The organism is Acetobacterium malicum subsp. dehalogenans DSM 11527, assembly GCF_000472665.1.
In the GTDB taxonomy this organism is placed as follows: Bacteria; Bacillota; Clostridia; order Eubacteriales; family Eubacteriaceae; genus Acetobacterium; species Acetobacterium malicum.
This window is the reverse complement of record NZ_AXAC01000037.1, coordinates 1-22,404: the sequence shown is the minus strand read 5'-3', so window position 1 is coordinate 22,404 and position 22,404 is coordinate 1. Positions and strand designations below refer to the sequence as shown.

19 protein-coding genes are annotated in these 22,404 nt (G+C 41.8%); all 19 read right to left on the bottom strand.

Translation table 11 applies throughout. The annotated features are described in order from the left end of the window. Positions 1-13 precede the first annotated feature (13 nt). Complete coding sequence (gene hemZ, locus A3KS_RS0114320; RefSeq protein WP_051355906.1) at positions 14-1,471, bottom strand: coproporphyrinogen dehydrogenase HemZ; 1,458 nt, start codon at positions 1,469-1,471, stop codon at positions 14-16. A gap of 9 nt (positions 1,472-1,480) precedes the next feature. After that, the gene (locus A3KS_RS0114315; protein WP_026395489.1) at positions 1,481-2,110 is read right to left on the bottom strand and encodes an MBL fold metallo-hydrolase; all 630 of its coding nucleotides are present in this window, start codon (positions 2,108-2,110) and stop codon (positions 1,481-1,483) included. A 20-nt stretch (positions 2,111-2,130) separates the two neighbouring features. Then, positions 2,131-2,583, bottom strand: coding sequence for a D-aminoacyl-tRNA deacylase (gene dtd / locus A3KS_RS0114310; RefSeq protein ID WP_026395488.1), 453 nt, complete (start codon positions 2,581-2,583; stop codon positions 2,131-2,133). 9 nt (positions 2,584-2,592) lie between these two features. Continuing rightward, positions 2,593-4,764 carry a RelA/SpoT family protein gene (locus A3KS_RS0114305; protein WP_026395487.1) on the bottom strand — a complete coding sequence of 724 codons (2,172 nt, stop codon included), beginning with the start codon at positions 4,762-4,764 and terminating at the stop codon, positions 2,593-2,595. Between the two features lie 33 nt (positions 4,765-4,797). Then, the gene (locus tag A3KS_RS0114300; RefSeq protein ID WP_026395486.1) at positions 4,798-5,316 is read right to left on the bottom strand and encodes an adenine phosphoribosyltransferase; all 519 of its coding nucleotides are present in this window, start codon (positions 5,314-5,316) and stop codon (positions 4,798-4,800) included. 15 nt (positions 5,317-5,331) lie between these two features. Continuing rightward, positions 5,332-7,434 (bottom strand): single-stranded-DNA-specific exonuclease RecJ, encoded by a 2,103-nt coding sequence (gene recJ / locus A3KS_RS21405; RefSeq protein ID WP_051355905.1) that lies wholly within the window; start codon positions 7,432-7,434, stop codon positions 5,332-5,334. A 124-nt stretch (positions 7,435-7,558) separates the two neighbouring features. Continuing rightward, complete coding sequence (secF, locus tag A3KS_RS0114290; RefSeq protein WP_035356393.1) at positions 7,559-8,452, bottom strand: protein translocase subunit SecF; 894 nt, start codon at positions 8,450-8,452, stop codon at positions 7,559-7,561. Positions 8,453-8,465: 13 nt separating this feature from the next. After that, positions 8,466-9,734, bottom strand: coding sequence for a protein translocase subunit SecD (secD, locus tag A3KS_RS0114285; protein ID WP_026395484.1), 1,269 nt, complete (start codon positions 9,732-9,734; stop codon positions 8,466-8,468). Between the two features lie 25 nt (positions 9,735-9,759). Next, positions 9,760-11,238, bottom strand: a complete 1,479-nt coding sequence (gene gltX, locus A3KS_RS0114280) for a glutamate--tRNA ligase (protein ID WP_026395483.1) — start codon at positions 11,236-11,238, stop codon at positions 9,760-9,762. A gap of 76 nt (positions 11,239-11,314) precedes the next feature. Further along, the gene (queG, locus tag A3KS_RS21400) at positions 11,315-12,283 is read right to left on the bottom strand and encodes a tRNA epoxyqueuosine(34) reductase QueG (protein ID WP_051355904.1); all 969 of its coding nucleotides are present in this window, start codon (positions 12,281-12,283) and stop codon (positions 11,315-11,317) included. A 65-nt stretch (positions 12,284-12,348) separates the two neighbouring features. Next, entirely contained in the window at positions 12,349-12,933 is a 585-nt protein-coding gene (yihA, locus tag A3KS_RS0114270; protein ID WP_026395482.1) for a ribosome biogenesis GTP-binding protein YihA/YsxC, read from the bottom strand. A 36-nt stretch (positions 12,934-12,969) separates the two neighbouring features. Beyond that, positions 12,970-15,354, bottom strand: coding sequence for an endopeptidase La (gene lon / locus A3KS_RS0114265; protein WP_051355903.1), 2,385 nt, complete (start codon positions 15,352-15,354; stop codon positions 12,970-12,972). Positions 15,355-15,528: 174 nt separating this feature from the next. Further along, positions 15,529-16,800: an ATP-dependent Clp protease ATP-binding subunit ClpX gene (gene clpX / locus A3KS_RS0114260; RefSeq protein ID WP_026395480.1), complete on the bottom strand. Its 1,272-nt coding sequence runs from the start codon at positions 16,798-16,800 to the stop codon at positions 15,529-15,531. An 11-nt stretch (positions 16,801-16,811) separates the two neighbouring features. Next, positions 16,812-17,429, bottom strand: a complete 618-nt coding sequence (clpP, locus tag A3KS_RS0114255; RefSeq protein WP_051355902.1) for an ATP-dependent Clp endopeptidase proteolytic subunit ClpP — start codon at positions 17,427-17,429, stop codon at positions 16,812-16,814. Positions 17,430-17,456: 27 nt separating this feature from the next. After that, a complete protein-coding gene (gene tig / locus A3KS_RS0114250; protein ID WP_026395478.1) occupies positions 17,457-18,755 on the bottom strand; it encodes a trigger factor in 1,299 nt (432 codons plus the stop codon). 186 nt (positions 18,756-18,941) lie between these two features. After that, a complete protein-coding gene (locus A3KS_RS0114245) occupies positions 18,942-19,646 on the bottom strand; it encodes an ABC transporter ATP-binding protein (protein WP_026395477.1) in 705 nt (234 codons plus the stop codon). 10 nt (positions 19,647-19,656) lie between these two features. Next, the gene (locus A3KS_RS0114240) at positions 19,657-20,415 is read right to left on the bottom strand and encodes an ABC transporter ATP-binding protein (RefSeq protein WP_026395476.1); all 759 of its coding nucleotides are present in this window, start codon (positions 20,413-20,415) and stop codon (positions 19,657-19,659) included. Continuing rightward, the gene (locus A3KS_RS0114235; protein ID WP_026395475.1) at positions 20,412-21,419 is read right to left on the bottom strand and encodes a branched-chain amino acid ABC transporter permease; all 1,008 of its coding nucleotides are present in this window, start codon (positions 21,417-21,419) and stop codon (positions 20,412-20,414) included. The genes A3KS_RS0114240 and A3KS_RS0114235 overlap by 4 nt, the downstream gene beginning before the upstream one ends. Before the next feature lie 3 nt (positions 21,420-21,422). Beyond that, the gene (locus tag A3KS_RS0114230; RefSeq protein ID WP_242834775.1) at positions 21,423-22,223 is read right to left on the bottom strand and encodes a branched-chain amino acid ABC transporter permease; all 801 of its coding nucleotides are present in this window, start codon (positions 22,221-22,223) and stop codon (positions 21,423-21,425) included. Positions 22,224-22,404: the final 181 nt, after the last annotated feature.

Sequence of the window (22,404 nt, the reverse complement as noted above, 5' to 3'; positions counted from 1 at the left end):
GAATGCAAGTCTATCAACCACGATAGTGTTTATGGTAGGCATGACCTTTCTTCTCCACAATCTCCTCAAACCGCTCATTATAAGTCTTCACATCCTTAACCGTAAAGACTTTGGTAATATTATTAGTAATCGGATCATAAAGGTTTCCGGTCGCCCCGGCTCCGATGCCAATGGTGGACTGGCATTCGGCCATCATCAGAATATTGTAAATCCCTTCGTGTCCCGGCTTGGCATAGCCAATATTCTCGCTGTTATCTCTGGTATATTTTAAGCGATACAGATAATAGGGTTCGAACCCTTCACCACTCAATCGGCTCTTGACCGCTTGATAAAAGTCTTCCCCGTATCCCTCTTTAACGACAATTCCGTTTTGATCTTTTATTCTGGAGCCCTTTTTAATCGATAAATTGTGGATGGTTATGTTTTCAGGTTCGAGCGCGATAACAGCTTCCAGGGATCGTAAAAAATCATCTTGGGTTTCATTTCCCAATCCGACAATCAGATCCATATTCAAGGTTTTGAACCCGAAGGATTGTATGAGTGCTACCTGTTTCTCGATCAGCCCCGCTTCCCAGGGTCTTCCGACGCTTAATAGTGTTTGCGGGTTCATGGATTGGGGATTCAGGCAAATCCGCTCCACGCCATGAGCTTTTGCGACTTCCAGCTTTTCCCGGTTTATGGTTTCCGGTCGGCCTGCTTCCAGGGTATATTCCCTGAGATGGGATAAATCAAAACATTCTTCCAGTGCTGACATCAGGGTATCTAACTGACTGGCACTTAATACAGTCGGTGTTCCACCGCCAATATACAAGGTATCAATTCGCAAATCGCCAGTTCTTAGTATTTCGCCAGTTTTCTCGATTTCAACCAGTAAATGATCAAAGTAGCACTGCAAATTTTCACCCTTTTTATCGATGATAGTCGATACAAAGGAGCAATAGTCGCATTTGGAAGGACAGAGGGGAATCCCCACATATAAACTGATCCGCTGTTGAACCCCACATTCGAGTTCGCCGGGAATAAAATCAGCCTGTTTTTTTGCGATCTGTATCAATAAGTCGCTGCGGTCATTGCTGACCCGATAGTCTTCTCTAAATTTATTTCTGATTTTCGTTGGACTCCAGCCCAGTTTAACATAGTTTTGCGCCATTTTAACCGGTCTGATTCCGGTCAGTGTTCCCCATTCCAGCTGTTTATTAAAGTATTCAGATAAAAGATCATAAAGAAACCCCTTGTAAATACTATTTTCAAGAGGTTCATCATTGTTTTTGAATTGATAGGCCCGGGTTAATGTTTTTCCATCTTCCCACGTTAGGCTGAGAATAACGTTGTTTTCCTCATTCTTCTGGGATAATACGCCTTCTGCTGCTCCTGACAAAATGTTTTTTACACCCGGGTCGAAAGCCTGATATAATTCGTGAAAATAATATTCCAACTCCGGTCGTTCTAAATCAAAACGCAGTACTCTCATTGCACTCTCCTAGAAACGTCCCTTTAAAAAAGGATTGTTGATTTTTTCGTAACCAATCGTTGTATTCTCTCCATGCCCTGGATAAACAGTGGTTGCATCGTCCAGGATAAAGAGTTTCGCCTCAATCCCATTCAGCAATTCGTTTAAATCGCCATCAGCAAAGTCTGTCCGGCCGATCGAGGTGTTAAAAAGGGTATCTCCAGCAAAAAGCTGATCCTCTGCCAAAAGACAGATACCACCCTTTGAGTGACCTGGTGTATGGATCACCCGAATAACAACCGTACCTAAGGTAATGGTCTCATTTTCATTTAAATAACCGTCGGCCGGTTCCAACACCATCGACATGCCTGCCAATACCGAAAGGTTGCGTCTCGGATCAAGGAGACAATCAGCATCATTTTCATGAATGAGCACCTTCGCGCCAGTTGATTGTCTGATCTGATTAACCCCACCGAGATGGTCAAAATGGCCGTGGGTCAGCAAAATATACTTAACCTGCAGCTTATTTTCATTAATGATTTGACTAATCCGCTGGTCCTCAAAGCCGGGATCAATGACCGCTGCTTCCAGTGTTTTTTCATCCCATATCAGATAACAGTTTGTTCCCATCTGTCCCAGGGATTTTTTTATTACTTCCATATGTTCGCCCCTTAATTTATCTAAAAATTCTTTTCACTGTCCAATAACAAGGTGACCGGACCGTCGTTAATGATTAAAACTTCCATCTCAGCCTGAAAAACACCGGTTTCAATTTTTTTTATCGGTTGACTTTTTAGCTTGTCAACAAAAATAGCGTATTTCTTTTCTGCCTGATCCACCGGCCCACTACGTGTAAAGCCGGGCCGTCTTCCTTTTCGGCAATCACCGTAAAGGGTAAATTGAGAAACCAACAATAGTTCCCCATCCACATCTAGAATGGAGCGGTTCATTTTGCCATCGGCATCTTCAAATATTCTCAAGTTGACCAGTTTATTAATAATATAATCCATATCGGCTTCGGTATCGTCATCCTTAATCCCCAGCAAAACGTTGAGACCATGGGCAATTTTTCCCACCGTCTCGTTGTTGATCCGTACTTCCGAAGATGACACCCGCTGTATCACTGCCCTCATAACTACTCCTTATACTCGGTAAATCTGGGTAATTTCCTTTATTTTATTCAAGTTCTTGATCAGCAAATTCAGCTCCCGACGGCTTTTTACCTCAAGGGTAGCCGCAAAGAAATCATACTCATTTTTCTCATTTTTGGCATTCAGCGCTGTCACCGGAATGCCCATGTCCAGGAAGGTCTTTGAAATCTGAATAATCGTTCCCGGGGATTCCCTGGCTTTAATGTGTATTTCTGCCGTAAATGAACCGGTACTGTATTTATTCCATTCGACTTCCACAATCCGGTTGGGATCGGTGAGATTTAAAACATTGGAACAATCTGCCCGATGGACCGAGATGCCCCGACCTTTGGTAATGTAGCCGACGATTTTATCACCGGGTACCGGGTTACAGCATTTGGCAAAATGGACATCAATTTCGTTATGTCCGGCAACGATCACGGTGCTGCTAGTTTTCTTGGTATCTTTGGTTGGTTTTTTGAGAACAATTTCTTCAACTTCTTCTGGAAATTCCTTGGGAAACAACATTTTCATTTTTTGAAAAACAGTTCCTATTTTTATGCCGTTATAGCCAATGGCGGCATAAAAATCATTGAGGCCCTTATAGCTGCACTTTTCTGCTAAAAGCTCGAGATTGTTCAAGTTTAATAGATTTGAGTGCTGTAAACCCTCGCGTTTGATTTCCCGTTCCAGAATACTTCGCCCTTTTTGGATATTTTCGTCTTTTTCTTCTTTTTTAAAGTACTGCTTAATCTTATTCCGGGCATGGGGACTCTTAACAAAGCTCAGCCAGTCGCGGCTGGGACCATTAGAATTCTTGGAGGTCATGACTTCGACAATGTCCCCGCTTTTTAAAGGACTGTTCAGCGGCACAATTTTATTGTTTACCCGCGCCCCAACGCAATTATTTCCGATATCGCTATGAATCCGGTAGGCAAAATCCAGCGGACATGATCCGGCTGGCAGCGGTACCACCGCACCTTTGGGCGAAAAGACATAGACCTCTTCGTTAAGGAGATCCACCTTGATGGTTTCGACCAGTTCCCCAGCATCCTCCGAGTCTCGCTGGAGCTCAAGCATTTGGCGCAGCCACGACATCTGCACTTCATATTTGTTGTCCTTGGCATCCATTCGGCCTTCTTTATATTTCCAATGTGCGGCAATCCCGTATTCTGCCGTTTCATGCATTTCTCTGGTTCGAATCTGGATTTCAAACGGCTCGCCTTTGGGGCCCATAACCGTTGTATGAATCGACTGATAGAGGTTGGGTTTAGGCATAGCAATATAATCCTTAAACCGTCCAGGAATCGGCGTCCATTGGGAATGAACCACCCCCAGCACCCCATAACAATCTTTTAACGAATCGACAATAACCCGAACTGCGATCAGATCATAGATTTCATCAAAGCTGCGGTTCTGACTTTTCATCTTCCGGTAAATGCTATAAAAATGTTTTGATCGACCATATATCTCTGCGTGCGTACCGACTTTTTCTATCTCCCGGGATAAAACATCAATCACATCGGCAATATAGGCTTCTCGGGCACTTTTTTTTATTTTTATTTTCTGAACTAAATCATAATATCCCTCGGGATCCAGATATTTTAAGGCCAGATCTTCCAGTTCCCATTTGATCGTGGAAATCCCCAGGCGATTAGCCAGCGGCGCATAAATATCGAGCGTTTCTTTAGCTTTCTCAACCTGCTTTGCTTCCCGCATGTATTCTAAAGTCCGCATATTGTGGAGCCGGTCAACCAGCTTAATTAAGATAACCCGAATATCTTTAGACATCGCCAAAATCATCTTACGAAGGTTTTCGGCCTGACTTTCTTCTTTCGATTGAAACCCAATCCGTCCAATTTTTGTGACACCTTCGACTAGATCCGCGATATCCTGATTAAATTCTTCTTTAATATAATCGTAGGAATAGATTGTATCTTCAATTACATCATGTAAAATGGCAGCAACAATTGTTTCTGTATCCATTTGCATTTCAGCCAAAATATAAGCAACAGAAACCGGATGAATTACATAGTCCTCTCCAGACAGACGTTTCTGATCTTTATGGGCTTCCCTGGCCAGATCATAGGCCTTATAGATCATCTCTGTTTGAGCGTCTGGATTGTTTGCTTTTACCAGGTTTATTACATTGTCAATTTTTCCTCTTACTGCGTCATTATCCATATCGTTTCTGCCTTTTTAATTAATGGGTGCTTTTTAGTAGGGGTAGGTCACAATCGAGTGTACAAAATAGTTTTTCAGGAGGTCGCGGCCCCCTAATTCGGTGAGTTCAATCAGTGTGATAATTCCTGATATTTCCCCACCAAGATTTTCAATCAGTTTGGTGGCCGCCATCATTGTTCCCCCAGTGGCCAGTAAATCATCCACAATGATAACCCGATCGCCCGGTTTGATGGCATTTTTTTGAATTTCGACAATATTTGATCCATATTCGAGATCGTAAGCTTCTGATGAGACTTCACCGGGTAATTTACCCGGCTTTCGTACCGGCACCAGACCAGCTCCAATTAAATAAGCCAGCGGTGTGCCAAAGATGTAACCTCTGGCTTCCGGAATCACAATGATATTTGCATCGAGTGCTTTGGCAACCTTAGCCATTTCGTCAATGACGTGCTGAAAAGCCTTTGGGTTTAAAATCAGGCTGTTAATATCCTTAAAGCTAATGCCTGCTTTTGGAAAATCTTCATATATGCCGATATTTTCTTTTAGATCCATTTTAAATCTCCCTTATCAATCACTAATCATTTTTTCTAATTTTATCATTAGTTTCGTGTTTTGAATATCCTTTTTTTCCCTTGTTTCTATTATTTTGGAAAAAACCAACCCATCCTTAAGTCCATAGGCAATTAGCCCGGCCTCCCTCATTATCTCACATGCCATTAACACATGAAATGGCGAAAGTTGAGGGTCCTTTTCTGATAGAATTGGGACCCCGCCTCCAGCTGCCTTTTTCAGCAAAAGATAAACTCGTTTAACGGTCTCCCGCAACAAACGCAAGTCTTCAAGATTAATGTTATCGGCTGCCAAATCAACTTCTGCTTTGGGGTTTTCGGATCGGGCAATCATTTTTACCAGGTACATTGCCATTTTAGAATTCCAGATTGGATTCAGTCTGATATCTTTAATCAACAATTGCAGCGTTTTATTGCCCCGGTATTCATTGACATCCAGGCGACAAAGTATCTCAACTCCCTGGAAACCATTGACGACCAAATCCGGTTGGGAATGATAAAAGTCGCCAAAGCCAAAACCAACTCCTCTGATATCATTGCTCATGCTGAGACGCAGATGATTGCTTTCCTTCCCCATGGTGCCCATTGAAACAATATCTGGTTTGTTGATGACAAACTGTACCCCGGGATTACCAAGGCCGCAAGGTTCAAAATGAGAACAGGCATTAAATAGCTCCCAAGTAATTTCTCCTGCTTCAATTGTCGCATCATAGGGAATTTTCTTGATTAAATGCTTTTTTATTCCGACGGATTCACCATATTCTTTGATTTTTTCAATCATTGGATTAATATTCTCAGCTTTAATACTAAAACCAGCGGCTTGATCGTGACCACCGAAACTGCTGAAATACTCGCCGCAGGATTGCAACGCCGCAAAAATATTAAACCCTTCAACGCTACGGCAGGATGCTTTCCCGACCCCATCTTCGACACTAATGACGATCACCGGGTTGTAGTATTTCTCCTGAATCCGGCTAGCCACAATTCCAATCACACCAGAGTGCCAGTTTTCCCCAACCACGATAATGATATCATCCTTATTTAGCGACTGGGTTTCGACCTGCGCAAGCGCAGCTTCTAAAATGGCTGATTCCAGATCCTGACGTTTGCGATTCTCATCACTTAAGAATTGAGCCAACGCCATCAACTTTACTGAATCGGTTCCAGTTAACAAGTCCACAATATGATTGGCCTCTCCTAAGCGTCCGGCGGCGTTAATCTTGGGACCCAACACAAAGCCAAAATGCCAGGCTTTTAACTGCGTCAGTTCACTGACTTCAATTAAAGCTTGAATGCCAGGATTTTTGGGTTTAGTGTTAAGATAATCCAGTCCCGCCGAAACCAGACTGCGATTCTCATTCTGTAAGGGCACCAGATCGGCTACTGTCGCCAAAGCTACGCATTCCACGGCGTTTTGGATATCAAAGGCTAACTCTAAACGGGCACTTAGTGCTTGAACCAGTTTAAACACCACTCCGGCACCACATAATTCTTTAAAGGGATAGTTTGAGCCGGGTACCTTGGGGTTGATAATTCCGAATGCTGCTGGTAACGTCCCGTGACACTCGTGATGATCCGTGACAATAACATCGAGATTGTGCTGATTACAAAAATCGATCTGATCATTGGCCGAAATTCCATTATCGACGGTAATCAGTAGTCCTACCCCCGCATCAATTAAGTCCTGCAAGGGATCGATATGCAGCCCATACCCAGTGATTAAGCGATTGGGAATAAAATAGGTAACATTAAAGCCATTACTTTTTAGAAAACTGAACAGGATCGATACCCCGGTTGTACCGTCGGCATCGTAATCACCAAAAAGACATATTTTTTCATTTACCACTTTGGTTCTGGCGATCCGCTCCACAACTTTATCCATATCATCAAATAGAAATGGATCATGAAGATCATTCAACGTGGGATTGAGATAGCGATGAGTTTCCGCAATCGAGGTCATGCCCCGATTGATCAGTATCTCAGCCGTTCGCTCCCCTAACTTTAGATCATCCATCATCTGGGTTTTTAACTTTTCATACTCAGATGGACTTAAATGACTGCTTTTGTTTTTTCTTAATACCCATTTCGTCGTAATTGACATATTCACCTCAAAATTGAATTAATCGATAATATTGTTGATGTGTTTAGCACCTTAAAACGAAAGCGTCAGGGAGTTGCCTCCTTGACGCCAAACGTTTTGTAACTAGTTCAAGTTTGTTTTTTAATTAATTTTTAACCGCCGCTCTCTTACTGGCTTGAAATTCTTTGATTTTACACCAAAGTGCACTGGCAATAAAGATCGATGAATAGGTTCCACTGACAATCCCCACCATTAATGGCAGTGCGAAATCCTGAACTGCCGGCACCCCAAAAGCATACAATGCTCCGATTGCCAACAGGGTGGTGAAAGACGTGTTAATACTTCGTCGTAAGGTTTGAGTTACGCTGGTATCAACTAAACTGGCAAAATCGTATTTGCCAAATTTAGGTCGATTTTCCCTAATTCGGTCAAAGACAACGATGGTATCATTGATAGAATAACCCAATATCGTCAGCATTGCCGCAATCAGTGGCGAATTGACTTGAATCTGGAAGATCGAATAGACCCCCAATACAATGATCAGGTCATGAATTAAGGCAATGACAGCTGCCAAACCAAACATAAACTCAAAACGGAAGGTAATATATACCAGCATCAGTAAGACCGCGACAACCGCGGCAATCATGGCACTGTTGGCCATTTCCGCTCCGATTGACGGACTAACCGTATCAATCGATAACAGGTCAGTATCTTCTAAATTATATTTTTCCTGAAATTTAGAAAATAGTGCCTGCCGTTCTTCAGTCGATAAATCTTTTTTAGTCGAAATAATTACCTGTGTTTTGGCTTCCCCGGCATAGGTTACGTCAGCACTGGTATCATACTCTTCAATTAACGCCTTGGCGTCACTGGTTTCAAAGGGTGTATTCAGTTCAATCGTTACGATGGTTCCGCCGATAAAGTCAATGCCAAAATTCAGCCCGTTGATAAATAAAGAGCCAATACTGATGGCAATAAGGATCAATGAGACGGCAAACCATATTTTGCTTTTTTCTGCTACTTGAATGTTCTTTTTCATTATGGTCTCCTCTCTATATTCCATAGAATGTATTGCTTTTAAATAATTCAGTTTTTACAAGTAAAATGACCAGTTGTTTCGTGATCACAACGGCGGTGAACATACTTACTAAAATACCTAAAATTAATGTGACCGCAAAACCCTGGACGCTGCCGCTTCCTAAAAAGAAAAGGACAAAACCAGCAATTAAGGTAGTGACATTTGAATCCAGGATTGTCGAAAATGCTCGTGAAAAGCCGGCGTCGATGGCCGTCAGCAAGGATTTACCTAACCGGGCTTCCTCTTTGATCCGTTCAAAAATAATTACATTAGCATCTACTGCCATCCCAATGGTGAGGATTAATCCCGCGATACCGGGAAGCGTCAGGGTGACATTAAGCGCCGTTAAAATGATCATGAAAATAATGATAAAGATAATCAGTGCCATATCAGCAATGATTCCCAAACCCCGGTAAAAAATCAACATAAAAATGAGAACCAGTCCAATCCCGATCATACCAGCATAGATGCTCTTATCCAGAGAATTTTGACCTAATGTTGGTCCAACTGTTCTCACTTCGATTGGTACCAGCTTAACCGGCAGCGCGCCACCACGAATCAGGGAAGCCAGATTGCCTGCTTCTTCGATGTCGCCAATCCCTTCAATAACCGCTTCTCCGTTAGTAATCGCCACATTGACGGTTGGTGAAGAAATGATTTCGTCATCGAGTTTGATCTGAATCGCCTGGCCAATATATTTTTGGGTGGCATCTGCGAAAAGTTTGGTGCCTTCCTCGCTGAATTTTAAGGTAACTACTGCTTTTTCTAAGCCTGTACTATCGGTCTGCATAACGCCCTTGGAATCCACCACGTCTTTACCAGTTAAAATAACCGTTCCGTCAGGACCCACAAATTCCAACTGTGCCGTTTTTCCAATCAGATCCAAAGCTTCTTCCTGATCGCTTACTGATGGTATCGAAACCCGGATGCGGTTATCACCTTGTTTGGTGATGGTCGGTTCCGAAACACCCAGGGTATCAATTCGTTGCCGAATGGTCAGCATCGCTGATTCAATTTTTTCAGCCGTAACTGGGTCATCATCAGTTGCCTGGGCTTCCAGCACTACATTTACCCCGCCTGTTAAATCCAATCCGTAATTGATGTTATTGCTGACATTACCGATGTCATAGACTCCTACTGATACCCCACTAAAGAGTACATATCCCACTAACGCAATAAACAGCGTGATCAGGATCAATAGCATTCCACTTTTCGTCTTACTATTTGTTTTTTGCTTACTCATGTACTTTCCTCCTTGTCTAATTAATTTATAATTGCATAATCGATGCTACTGACTTGATCCGGCTTAAAACCTCATCTTTTCCCAGCACATCCATAATTAACGTCAGATCCGGTCCATGCATTTCACCCGTTATCATAATCCGGCTCGGCATAAAAAGCATTTTACCTTTTATTTTTTCTTCTTTTTGAATTTCCTTCAAAATGGCTTTACCTCGAGCAGCATCTAGCACTGCCGTTGCTTCGATTTTTGCAATCAGGGCCTGATAGAGACGTTTCGATGATTCTTCACTTAATAAAACTAGTGCTTCTTCATCTTCAATGATAAAATCACTTTTGAATATCATTTCCAGTTCCTGAGGTGCCTGAGCAAAGTATTCAATCCGCTCTCTTAAAATCTCGGCCACTTTGAATAGCCATTCCTGTTTTGCGGCCACTTCTTCCTGAGTTATTACCCCGGCATTTATCAGAAAAGGTGTCAGCTGCATAACCAATGCTTCAATCGGTAATTCTTTGATATAGTGGGAATTCATCCAATTGAGCTTGGCCCGATCAAAAACTGCACCGGATTTATTGATTCTGGAAAGATCAAAAGCTTGAATCAATTCCTCCATCGAAAATATTTCCTGCTCATTCTCTGGACTCCAACCTAATAAAGCCAGAAAATTGATCAACGCTTCCGGCAAATACCCTTTTGCCAGAAAATCGCCAACTGATACATCACCCTGACGTTTACTGAGCTTTTTCCGGTCATCATTCAGGATATTGGGTAAATGGACAAAATGGGGCATCTCCCATCCAAAACACTCATAAAGGTAGGCGTGTTTTGGTGTGGATGGCAGCCACTCCTCCCCACGGATGACATGGGTGATCCCCATGAGATGATCATCAACGACTACCGCCAGATGGTATGTCGGGAAGCCATCTGCTTTTAGCAGCACCTGATCATCCAAATCGTTGGTATTCATTTCAATAACGCCCCGAACCAGATCATCAAAGGTAATCACATGGTTTTTCGGTAATTTTAATCGGACCGTATAGGGCAATCCTGCCTCAATATTTGCTGCGATTTCTTCCTTCGTTAATGCACGGCATTTTCCATCGTATTTAGGCGTTTCGTTCTTTTCCTTCTGGGCATTTCTGACTTCTTCCAGTCGATCTTTGGTACAGAAGCAATAATAAGCCTGTCCCTGTTCCAAGAGTTGGTCAATATATTTTTTATAAATATCCAACCGTTGGGACTGAATATAAGGTCCATGCTGGCCTTTTTGGATCACGTTGCCCTTTTCTTTTATTAAGCCTTCATCCGGAATCACACCGGTCATGTTCAGAGCATCCAGCAAATTCTCTACAGCACCATGTTCAAGCCGGGTCTGATCAGTATCCTCAAGACGGAGCAAAAATTCCCCGCCCATTTTTTTTGCATATAAATAATTATATAGTGCTGTCCGTAAGCTTCCAACGTGAACATTTCCAGTTGGACTCGGTGCAAAGCGATCTCGTACCATTTTTCCTCCATGTTTAATTAAAATAAATATATAAAGTTCTTTAACTCAGTTATTATAGCATTTAATCTTCAATTAATCATGTCTTTTTTTTATTTTTTAAAATTAACTGGGCATTCCGGATAAGATTTTTTTTTCCCCGCCATCCACTTGCAGTGTTTCCAAATCGTGTTTTAAAGCCCTTGTTTGTTAGTGTTAGAATATCTTCCAGCACTGGTGCGGCGGTCTCAGCCTCGATCCAAAATGCTGGTTCTCTCGTTTGTTCAAGATGCTGATTATAAGGACACACTTTCTGGCAGATATCACATCCATATAGATAGGTGCTGATCCGTTTCTCTTCATCAGCGGAAAGCACTTTTTTTTGTGTCAAATATGAAATGCATTTTGACGGTTCCAAACTGAAACCTGCCCCAAGTGCCCTTTGAGGACAGGCATCCAGGCAAAGCCGGCAAGTACCACAACCATTTTTTACTAATTGAGGGGTTTTAAATTGAAAGTAACAGTCCACCAGAATTTGTCCGATAAAGAAAAAAGAGCCCAATTGATGATTAATCAAACAATTATTTTTTCCAAAAAAACCCAAACCGGCCCGGTATGCTGATCCCCGATCAACCAGTGGACTGTTATCAACAAATGCCTGGTAATGTACTGGTGAACTTCCCTTAGTTTTGATTTCATGATTGATGGCGTCCATTAACGCATTCATTTTTCGCCCCAGCACCCGATGATAGTCTTCACCCCAGGTAACCGAAGCCAACTGACCCCGGACCTGATAATCCGCTTCTGTCGCAAAACTCTGATAATTGCTGACACCAATTACGATTCCGGTTTTGGCAGCTGGAAACGCGCGGAAATAGTCAATTCTGTCCTCGGGTTCGCCACCCTCAAAACCGGTGGAATAGCCCTCGCGATGGCGCCTGGTCAGATAGGGTAGACATTCCCGTAGTGGTTCTACTGAAAAGAAACCGAGCAGATCTATTCCAGTTTGATCTGCCAGCTCCCGAATCTTCTTTTCAGTTATTTTTGCAGCAATTTTTTCTCTAATCATTTTCCCTCTTTTTTTGCACCATTTCAGAACTGGAAAAAGCTTCCTGTTTAAAGGAAGCCTCTGATTTAATCTAATACTTTTTCAATGTGTTCCCAGACTTCTTCTTTTCCCAGCTTTGTTTCTGCTGAAAACAGAATCACTTCCCGGGAGCTTCTCAGATTCAGCAACTTAGCAATGCGGCTAATCGACTTTTTCTGGTTTGTTTTTGAGATCTTATCTGCTTTGGTTCCAATAATCATCGGATTCAAACCATAGTGGACCAACCATTCATACATCAACAGATCATCCTCAGAAGGATCATGACGGGAGTCAATCAGTTGGAAAATCATCGCAACGTTTTCCCGATTGCGCAGATACTTCTCAATCATTTTTCCCCATTTTTCCCGTTCCGTTTTTGATGCTTTAGCATAGCCATAACCAGGCATATCCACAAAATGAAACAGATCATTGATCCGATAAAAATTCATGGTTTGGGTTTTTCCCGGTTGCGAACTGGTTCGGGCCAGACTTCGACGCTCGATCAGGGTGTTGACAAAGGTTGACTTACCGACATTAGAGCGCCCAAGCAGCACTATTTCTGGTAGATTGTCATCCGGATACTGGGCTTCCGCCACAGCACTGATGACAATCTCCGCTTTTGTTACTTTCATTAATATCTCCATTTCCTGAGAGTTTGGTCGATCGTACTATTGCAGTTGTTTAAAGACGATTTCGGTGACCTCGCTCATTTTTGAAACAGACTGAATATGTAAAGCCTCCAAAACCACATTTGGAACATCTTCCAGGTCTTTTTCATTTTCTTTTGGTAAAATAATTTCTTTGATTCCGGCCCGATGGGCGGCCGTCAGTTTTTCCCGTAGTCCACCAATCGGCAAAACTCGACCACTTAGGGTTATTTCCCCGGTCATTGCCAGATTTTGCGGTACCGGCTTATTGGTAAGTGATGAAATCAGTGCCGTTGTAACCGTAATTCCTGCCGATGGGCCATCCTTAGGGACGGCTCCCTCCGGCACATGAAGATGAATGTCTTTTTTTGAATAAAAATCAGATTCGATTCCCAGTACACTTGCCTGGGAGCGAATATAACTGATGCCCGCTTTAACTGATTCTTTCATCACGTCACCCAGCTGTCCGGTAATTTCAATTTTCCCGGTACCATCCACAACAATCACTTCAATTTGCAGGGTATCTCCCCCTACCGGTGTCCACGCCAATCCATTGACCAGACCCACTTCCTTTTTATCACCAACGGTATCAAAGGAATAACGGTGCTTTCCTAAGAATTTCACCAGATTTTTCTGCGTTATGCTGATGCTTTTTTTCTTGTGTTCCACAATTTCTTTAGCAGCAACCCGACAAATCTGGGCAATTTTTCGCTCCAGCTCCCGGACTCCTGACTCTCTAGTGTAATACTCAATGGTATTTTTTATCACCGCTTCGCTGAATTTACAGGTTGATTTTTTTAGTCCATGAATTTCCAACTGTTTGGGAATCAGATAACGCTGAGCAATTTCAACCTTTTCACTTTCCACATAGCCATTGACATCAATAATTTCCATACGATCCAACAACGGTCTGGGAATTGTTGATAACGAATTAGCAGTAGTCAAAAACAATACCTGGGATAAATCAAAAGGTAGTTCCAGATAATGATCGGTGAAGGTATTGTTCTGTTCTGGATCCAACACTTCCAACAGCGCTGATGCGGGATCACCGTTGAAATCCTGTCCCAGTTTATCAATTTCATCCAACAGGAACAGCGGATTTCTGGTTCCGCATTTTTTGATGTTATAAATAATTCGTCCTGGAATAGCACCAATATAGGTACGACGATGGCCTCTTATCTCGGCTTCATCCCGCATTCCACCGAGTGACATCCGGACATATTTGCGGTTTAATGCCCGGGCAATGGATTTAGCGATGGACGTTTTTCCAACCCCCGGAGGTCCCACCAGGCAGATGATTGGCGACTTCAGGCTTTTTGAAAGCTGGAGCACTGAAATATATTCCAAGATCCGCTCTTTGACCTTCTTTAAAGCATAATGGTCTTCGTCTAATATTTTTCGGGCGATTGAAACATCAATGGTTTCTTCAGTTAAAGTATTCCAGGGAAGATCCAGTATCCATTCGACATAGGTTTGAATTAATCCTGCTTCAGAAGAACCCTGCGGCACTTTATTTAGTCGATTTAGTTCGCCCAAAACCTTATCCCGGACTTCATCCGGAACTTCCAGCGCGGCCAGACGTTCCCGATAAACGTCCAGTTCATTTTGCACGTCGCCTTCACCTAATTCACTTTGAATTACTTTTATCTGTTCACGCAGGTAATATTCGCGCTGGTGTTTATACATTTCGCTACGAACTTTCTCGTCGATATTGTGTTCGATTTTGATCATTTCCACTTCTTCGACTAAAATTTCGTAGGTCAGTACTAAACGTTTATTAACGTCTGTTTCCTGAATCAGACGTTGACTGTCTTCCAGATCGAGGAATAAATTTGCGCCAATAATATCGATAAGCTGATCCGGATCATCCAGTGAGTCCATTGCCAAAATCAGATCTGTGGCAACCTTTCTGGTAACATTCATATAATTCGCAAATGATTCTCGAATCATTCGAATTAATGTTCGATTTTCTTTTGTATCATAATAAACCGAACGTACTGGTCTGGTTGTTACCAGAAAATAAGGATCCAAGCTTTCAAATTCAACGATTTCCCGTCTTTCCTGTACTTCTACCAGTACTCTGACAAGATTATCCGGCATTTTAAGTAATTGCTTAACCTTGACGCGGCACCCAATATTATAAAAGTCATCTGGATTGATGTCTTCTTTAATAACTTCTTTTTGAGTGACCAAAAATGCCATTTGGTCGCGTTCCATTGCAGCTTCCAACGCTTTAACAGATTTTTCACGACCCACATCAAAATGAACCACCATGCCAGGAAATACACTCATTCCACGTAGCGGTATTAATGGTAAGGTTTCTTTTTCCTGAACAAATAATTCCGGTTCAGTCATACCCATATGGTCAGTATTCTCTTCTGGAATTTCTTTTTTTTCGATACTCAAATTAATCAACTCCTTACCTCTCTTATTTAAAAATGGTATTCTCTATGTTTATATATTTTTTAGCCTACGTCTGTTATATACCCAAACTTTTAAAAAAAAGCCGAACAAAATTTCAAATACACGGTAATAAATACCAAAGAGTAGTTGGTCTTTTGAACGGCCATATAATAAAATCTAAGATACTACATCATTCTTTTCATTTTTGTGATCATTTTTCTGTCCCAAAATCATAATCGGTTCAACTTGCTTTTCAACAACTTCTTTGGTTATGATAACTTTTTCGATGTGCTCATTTGAAGGCACTTCAAACATAATGTCAAGCATTATATTCTCAATGATCCCCCTAAGACCTCTGGCCCCGGTTTTAGTATCCATCGCTTTTTTAGCAATGGCCACCAAAGCATCCTGATGAAATTCCAACTCGACTCCCTCGATCCGGAACATTTTTATATATTGTTTCACTAATGCATTTCGCGGTTCTGTCAATATTTGAATCAGCGCTTCTTCGTCCAGATGTTCGAGCGAAGCAATTACTGGGATTCGTCCAATAAACTCAGGAATCAGACCATACTTGAGTAGATCCTGAGGTTGAACAGAGCTCAGATTATCGTCTTCAATTTTTTCTTTGGAACTGCGAATATCCGCTCCAAATCCCATTGAGCTTTTTTCCGTTCGCTGTTCAATTACCTTATCCATACCATCAAATGCGCCGCCACAAATAAACAGAATATTATTTGTGTTAATCTGGATGAAATCCTGGTGAGGATGTTTACGTCCACCCTGAGGTGGAACGTTAGCTACCGTACCCTCTAAAATTTTTAGCAGGGCCTGCTGGACACCTTCGCCGCTGACATCCCGAGTGATGGACGGATTATCGCCTTTTCTGGCTATTTTGTCAATTTCATCGATATAGATAATACCTTTTTCGGCCTTGGCAACATCAAAATTCGCAGCCTGAAGAAGCTTTAACAAAATATTCTCGACATCTTCACCGACATAGCCGGCTTCAGTTAGTGAGGTTGCATCGGCAATTGCAAAAGGTACATTCAAAACCCGGGCCAGTGTTTGCGCCAGCAGGGTTTTTCCAGAACCGGTTGGTCCAATTAAAAGGATATTACTTTTCTGCAATTCGACTTCAGCATCATTTTCATCCATTGCCGTAATCCGCTTATAATGATTATAAACGGCCACCGCCAGCGCCCGCTTGGCGCGATTCTGAGCAATCACATATTCACTCAGTTTTTGTTTGATTTCTTTCGGTTTGGGGACATCATCAAAGACGATATCGTCTGGCATGGTATCCACATCCATAATTTCTTCGCAGAGCTCAATACATTCATTGCAAATATAAACGCCTGGTCCTGCAACCATTCGTTTTACCTGAGATTGGCTTTTACCACAAAAGGAACATCGAGCATTTTCGATGCTGTCTTCATTTCTTGCCATTTTTAAGCCTCCTATCTCGACACAATGATCTCATCAATCAATCCGTAGGCCTTCGCTTCGTCAGGATCCATAAAATTATCGCGATCAGTATCTTTAGCAATAGTTTCCAGGGGTTGGCCTGTCCGCTCGCTAAGTATTAAATTCAATTTTTCTCGTGTTTTTATCAGACGCTTGGCATATATTTCTACATCTGTACTTTGTCCCTGAGCACCGCCCAACGGTTGATGGATCATAATTTCACTGTTTGGCAGAGAAAAGCGTTTTCCTTTTTCGCCAGCAGCTAATAAAAAAGCGCCCATGGATGCCGCCATGCCCACACAAATGGTGGACACGTTACAGCGGATATAGTTCATGGTGTCATAGATCGCAAGACCTGCAGTGACTGATCCACCAGGACTATTGATGTAGATCTGGATATCTTTTTCAGCATTATCAGCCTCTAAAAAAATCAATTGTCCAACAATTAGCGAAGAAAGATTTTCATTTATTTCGCCATTTAAAAAGATGATCCGTTCTTTCAGCAACCTTGAAAACAGGTCGTATGATCGTTCTCCCCGGCCGGTCTGTTCAACGACCATCGGTACCAGGTTGTTGGAAATTAACGATTGTGTTGTTTTACTTGTTAGCATGAATACATTTTCCTGCTTTCTTTATAATTACTCAGAAATTTTAGTAATAGCCGCATCTACGAGCATTTCCACTGTCTTTCTTCTGATAATATTTGCTTTGATATAGTCTAACATTCTTTCCTGAAGACCTTTTTTATATTCTTCAAAATCGTGACCATAGGCATCAGCAAATACTTTTATTTCTTCATCGATTTCTTCTTCCGTTGCTTCTAATGCTTCCATTTCACCTATTTTTGAAAGGATTAATTCAGTTTTAATATTTCTTTCCGCATCTTCTTTCAGATTGTCTCTGAACTCATCGCGATTGACATTGGTAAACTTAAAGTAGTCGTCTAAAGAGATTCCCTGTTGTTTCATCTGTGATTCGAAGTTCTGTAAATTATTGTCTACTTCTTCTTCAATCATTAAATAGGGTACATCGATTTCGGAGCTTTCCACCGCAAAATTAACGGCTGCAATTTCTGCCGCTTTTCTCAGCTCAGCTGTTTTAGCAGCTTTTAAACGAGCCTCAATATCTGCTTTGAGTTCTTCCAATGTATCAAATTCACTGGTGTCTTTGGCAAAATCGTCATCTAACTCCGGTAATTCTTTTTCTTTGATACTCTTAACCGCCACTTTAAATACCACCGCTTGACCTTTTAGGTTTTCGGCATGGTATTCATCCGGGAAGGTTACATTAACAGTTGCTTCTTCGCCGATTTTGGCGCCGATTAACTGCTCTTCAAAACCTGGAATAAAGGCTCCACTGCCGATAACCAGATCATGATCCGTATCTTTTCCACCAATGAAAGGTTCATCATTTAAAAACCCCTCATAATCGATGGTAACTGTCGCGCCGTCTTTGACTTCGCCTGTTTCCAAAGTAACCAGTCGGGCATTTTGATTCTGCATTTTAGCCAGCTCTTCAGCAATTTCTGCAGCTGTGATTACAGCTTCTAAAGAATCAACTTCAGCCCCTTTATATTCGCCCAGTTTAATTTCAGGTTTTACCCCAACTTTGACAATAAAGGTAGCGCCCTCTTCCTCGCTGATCTTTTCAATATTCTCAAGATCAGGTCGGGTTACCGGTTTAATCTCGGTTTCCTCCAATGCACTTGTGTAGGCTGGTGCAAAGGCAAAGTCGATAGCATCCTCCATAAATACGTTTTTTCCATAATAAGATTCAATCACCTGTTTAGGCACTTTTCCTTTTCTGAAGCCAGGAACCGAAAAACGTTTCTTATTTTTATCATAGGACTTTTTAACAGCCTGTGAGTATTCCTCCGGACTAATTTCAATTTTTAAGGTTGCAATATTTTTTTCAATACTTTCTACTGTAGCACTCATGTTATCCTCCGTATCTTTCACTATAAATTATATTCACATTCAATTTTAACAGTATATCATAGGTATATTTTCATATCAAGGATGAAAATTAAGGTGTTTAAGAAAGTTCTGGGCGTTATGCAGTCAAATTTAACAAAGATGAAGCATCCCATTAAAAAACTGCCTCTGTCGAGACAGTTTTTTCAATCAGCCACCCAAATAGGCTTGCTGGACTTCCGGGTTTACCAGCAGATCTCTGGCATTGCCAGAAAGTTTAATATATCCGGTTTCCAATACATAAGCGCGGTTGGCAATGTGTAAAGCTTTGTTGGCATTCTGTTCCACCAGCAATACGGTAGTTCCAGCATCGTTAACTGTTTGGATCATGTTGAAAATCTCATCAACCAGCAGCGGTGCCAGACCCATCGATGGTTCGTCCAGAAGAATCAGCTTGGGTCGCGTCATCAATGCCCGGCCCATGGCCAGCATTTGCTGCTCGCCGCCGCTCAAGGTTCCGGCTATTTGTTTGATTCGTTCTTTTAGTCGCGGGAAATTCAGAAATATTTTTTCCATGTCTTCCTGAATTTGATCCTTATCTTTTCTGATATAGGCTCCCATCTGGAGATTCTCAAAAACTGTCATTTCTGCAAAAATTCGCCGTCCCTCCGGAACATGGGCAATTCCCATAACCGGGATCTGATGTGCTGGAACCTTGTTGAGATTTTCACCCTCAAAGGATATCATTCCTTCACTTGGCTTTAACAGTCCCGAAATGGTTTGAAGAATGGTGGTTTTACCGGCACCATTAGCTCCGATAAGCGTAACAATCTCACCCTCATTCACCTCAAAACTAATTCCCTTGATGGCATGAATTTTCCCATAATGTACATTTAAATCTTTTACTTTAAGCATCTGCGGCCTCCTAATCTCCTAAATAAGCACGAATAACGTCAGGGTTGTTCTTGATTTCATCCGGAGTGCCTTCTGCAATAGTTTTACCATAATCCACAACAATAATTCGTTCACAAATCCCCATAACCAATTTCATATCATGTTCAATAAGCAAAACGGTAATATCAAATTTATTCCTGATAAAGTGGATGGTTTCCATAAGTTCAGCCGTTTCGTTGGGATTCATTCCCGCTGCTGGTTCATCTAACATCAATACTTTTGGATCAGAAGCCAGCGCTCTGGCAATTTCAAGTTTTCGCTGCTGGCCATAAGGGAGGTTTTTTGCCAGTGTATCAGCATACTCGCCCATATCAAAAATATCCAGCAGTTTCATACATTCTTCCTGAGCCTTCTTTTCTTCATCCCAGAATTTTTTTGTTCTGAACATCCCCTGAATCATATTATAGTCTATGAAATTATGGTAGGCTATTTTTACATTTTCAACGGCTGTCAGGTCTTTAAATAAGCGGATATTCTGGAAAGTTCGACTGGCACCCAATTTGACGATTTCGTGAGGCGTTTTCTTAATAATACTTTGATCATTAAGAACGATTTCGCCCACGGTTGGTACGTATACCCCGGTAAGCATATTGAAAATCGTTGTTTTTCCGGCACCATTGGGTCCGATTAAACCAACCAGTTCATTGGCACTTAACTCAAGATTAAATTGATCGACGGCTGTCAAACCACCAAATTGCATGGTGATATTTTTTGCTGATAACACGGTCATGATGCTTCACCTCCGCCAATGGAATTTTTGATATTCTTACGTTGGATCAGTGATTCAATAAAGGCTGTCAACGAAAACTCAGATCGTCCGAAAATTCCCTGAGGTCGGAAAATCATCATAATAATCAGCACCAGCGAATATACCAATAACCGATACTCGGCGAAACTACGGAGCATTTCCGGCAGCACCGTCAGCACAATGGCTGAAATGATTGAACCAGTTAAGCTTCCCAGCCCGCCCAAAACAACGATAACAAACATTTCGATTGAAAACATAAAGCCAAACTTGCTGGGTTCTAGAAATGATTGGTAGTGAGCATACAAAGCGCCACCAACACCTGCAAAAAACGCGGCCAGTGAAAACGCCAATACCTTATATCGGGTAGTTGGGATTCCAGCAGCTTCTGAAGCAATCTCGTCTTCTCTGATCGAAATAATCGCGCGGCCCTGTTTAGAACGACCCAAAGTGAAGATTAAAAATGCAATGACAATTGTGACCCAATAAACATTGTGAAAGTTGACTAGTCTGGTAATTCCTTTTAATCCTGCTGCTCCCCCGGTCGGCCCAAAATTTATAAAGAAGATCCGAATAATTTCAGAAAAGCCGATAGTCACAATCCCCAAATAATCGCCTCGTAGTCTCAGTGTCGGTGTCCCGATCAGGAATCCAAAAACTCCGGCAACAATACCACCGACAATCATAGCCAGAATAAGGATGACCAGATGGGGCAATGGCAATCCGCTATCGATCAAGGCCATTGAAAAGCTGGCTGATGCATAGGCCCCAATGGCCATAAAACCGGCATGTCCCAAAGCCATCTCACCCAAGAATCCGGCGACGATATTCAAACTCATGGCCATGATAATCATAATGCAGGTCATAATTGCAATTCCGACAAAATAGTTATTCATGGTTTTTGTCTGGATTAACACAAAGAATACCAGATAGAGCACAACAACGGCAATTGTATTGACTAAATATGCTTTTTTCTTATTATGATCCATCGTCTATACCTTCTCTCTCGTATTTTTACCCAGAATACCGGTTGGTTTGAAAAGAAGAACAATGATCAAAATTGCAAAAACGATGGCATCTGCCCAGGTTGTTGAAAGATATGCTTTTGTCATTGTTTCGACCATCCCAATGATAAATCCACCCAACATGGCCCCAGGAATGATCCCGATACCGCCTAAAACAGCGGCAATAAAAGCTTTAAGTCCCGGCATTACCCCCATGGTCGGGTAAACCTGGATATACGCAACACTGTAAAGAACCCCTCCCAGCGCACCCAAAGCCGAACCTACAGCAAAGGTAAGTGAAATGGTTCGATTTACATTAATACCCATCAGAATCGCAGCATCCTTGTCTTCTGATACGGCACGCATGGCACGACCCTGTTTTGTTTTTCGGATATAAAGATCCAGTAAAACCATAAAAAATAATGACAAACCTATGGTAATCAGAGTGGTTGAGCTGATTTCGATTTCACCTAATTTATAAATGGTCTCGGGAAATATTTTTGGCATAACCTTTGGATCTGGTTTGAAAATAATCAGTGCCAGATTTTGTAAAAACAAACTCACACCAATGGCAGTAATCAGTGCTGATAACCTGGGCGCATTTCTAAGCGGCCGATAGGCAATAAATTCAATAGCTACACCAATAATGGCCATAATAATCATTGACGATAAAAGCACCGCCCAAACCGGCAAATGAAAGCTGGTAGCAGCAATGAATGCAAAATATGCGCCGAACATCATGATTTCACCATGGGCAAAGTTGATAAGTTTAATAATGCCGTATACCATGGTATAACCGATTGCGATGAGCGCATAGATACTCCCTACGTTAAGCCCGTTGATCAGCTGTTGCAGAAATAAATTCACGATGTATCCTCCTCGTATAATAAATTTAAACACAAAGTGTTTAGTTAGTTTTTTAAATCACTTGGATATTGAACCCTATTCCTGGATAATAGAGATATGGAAT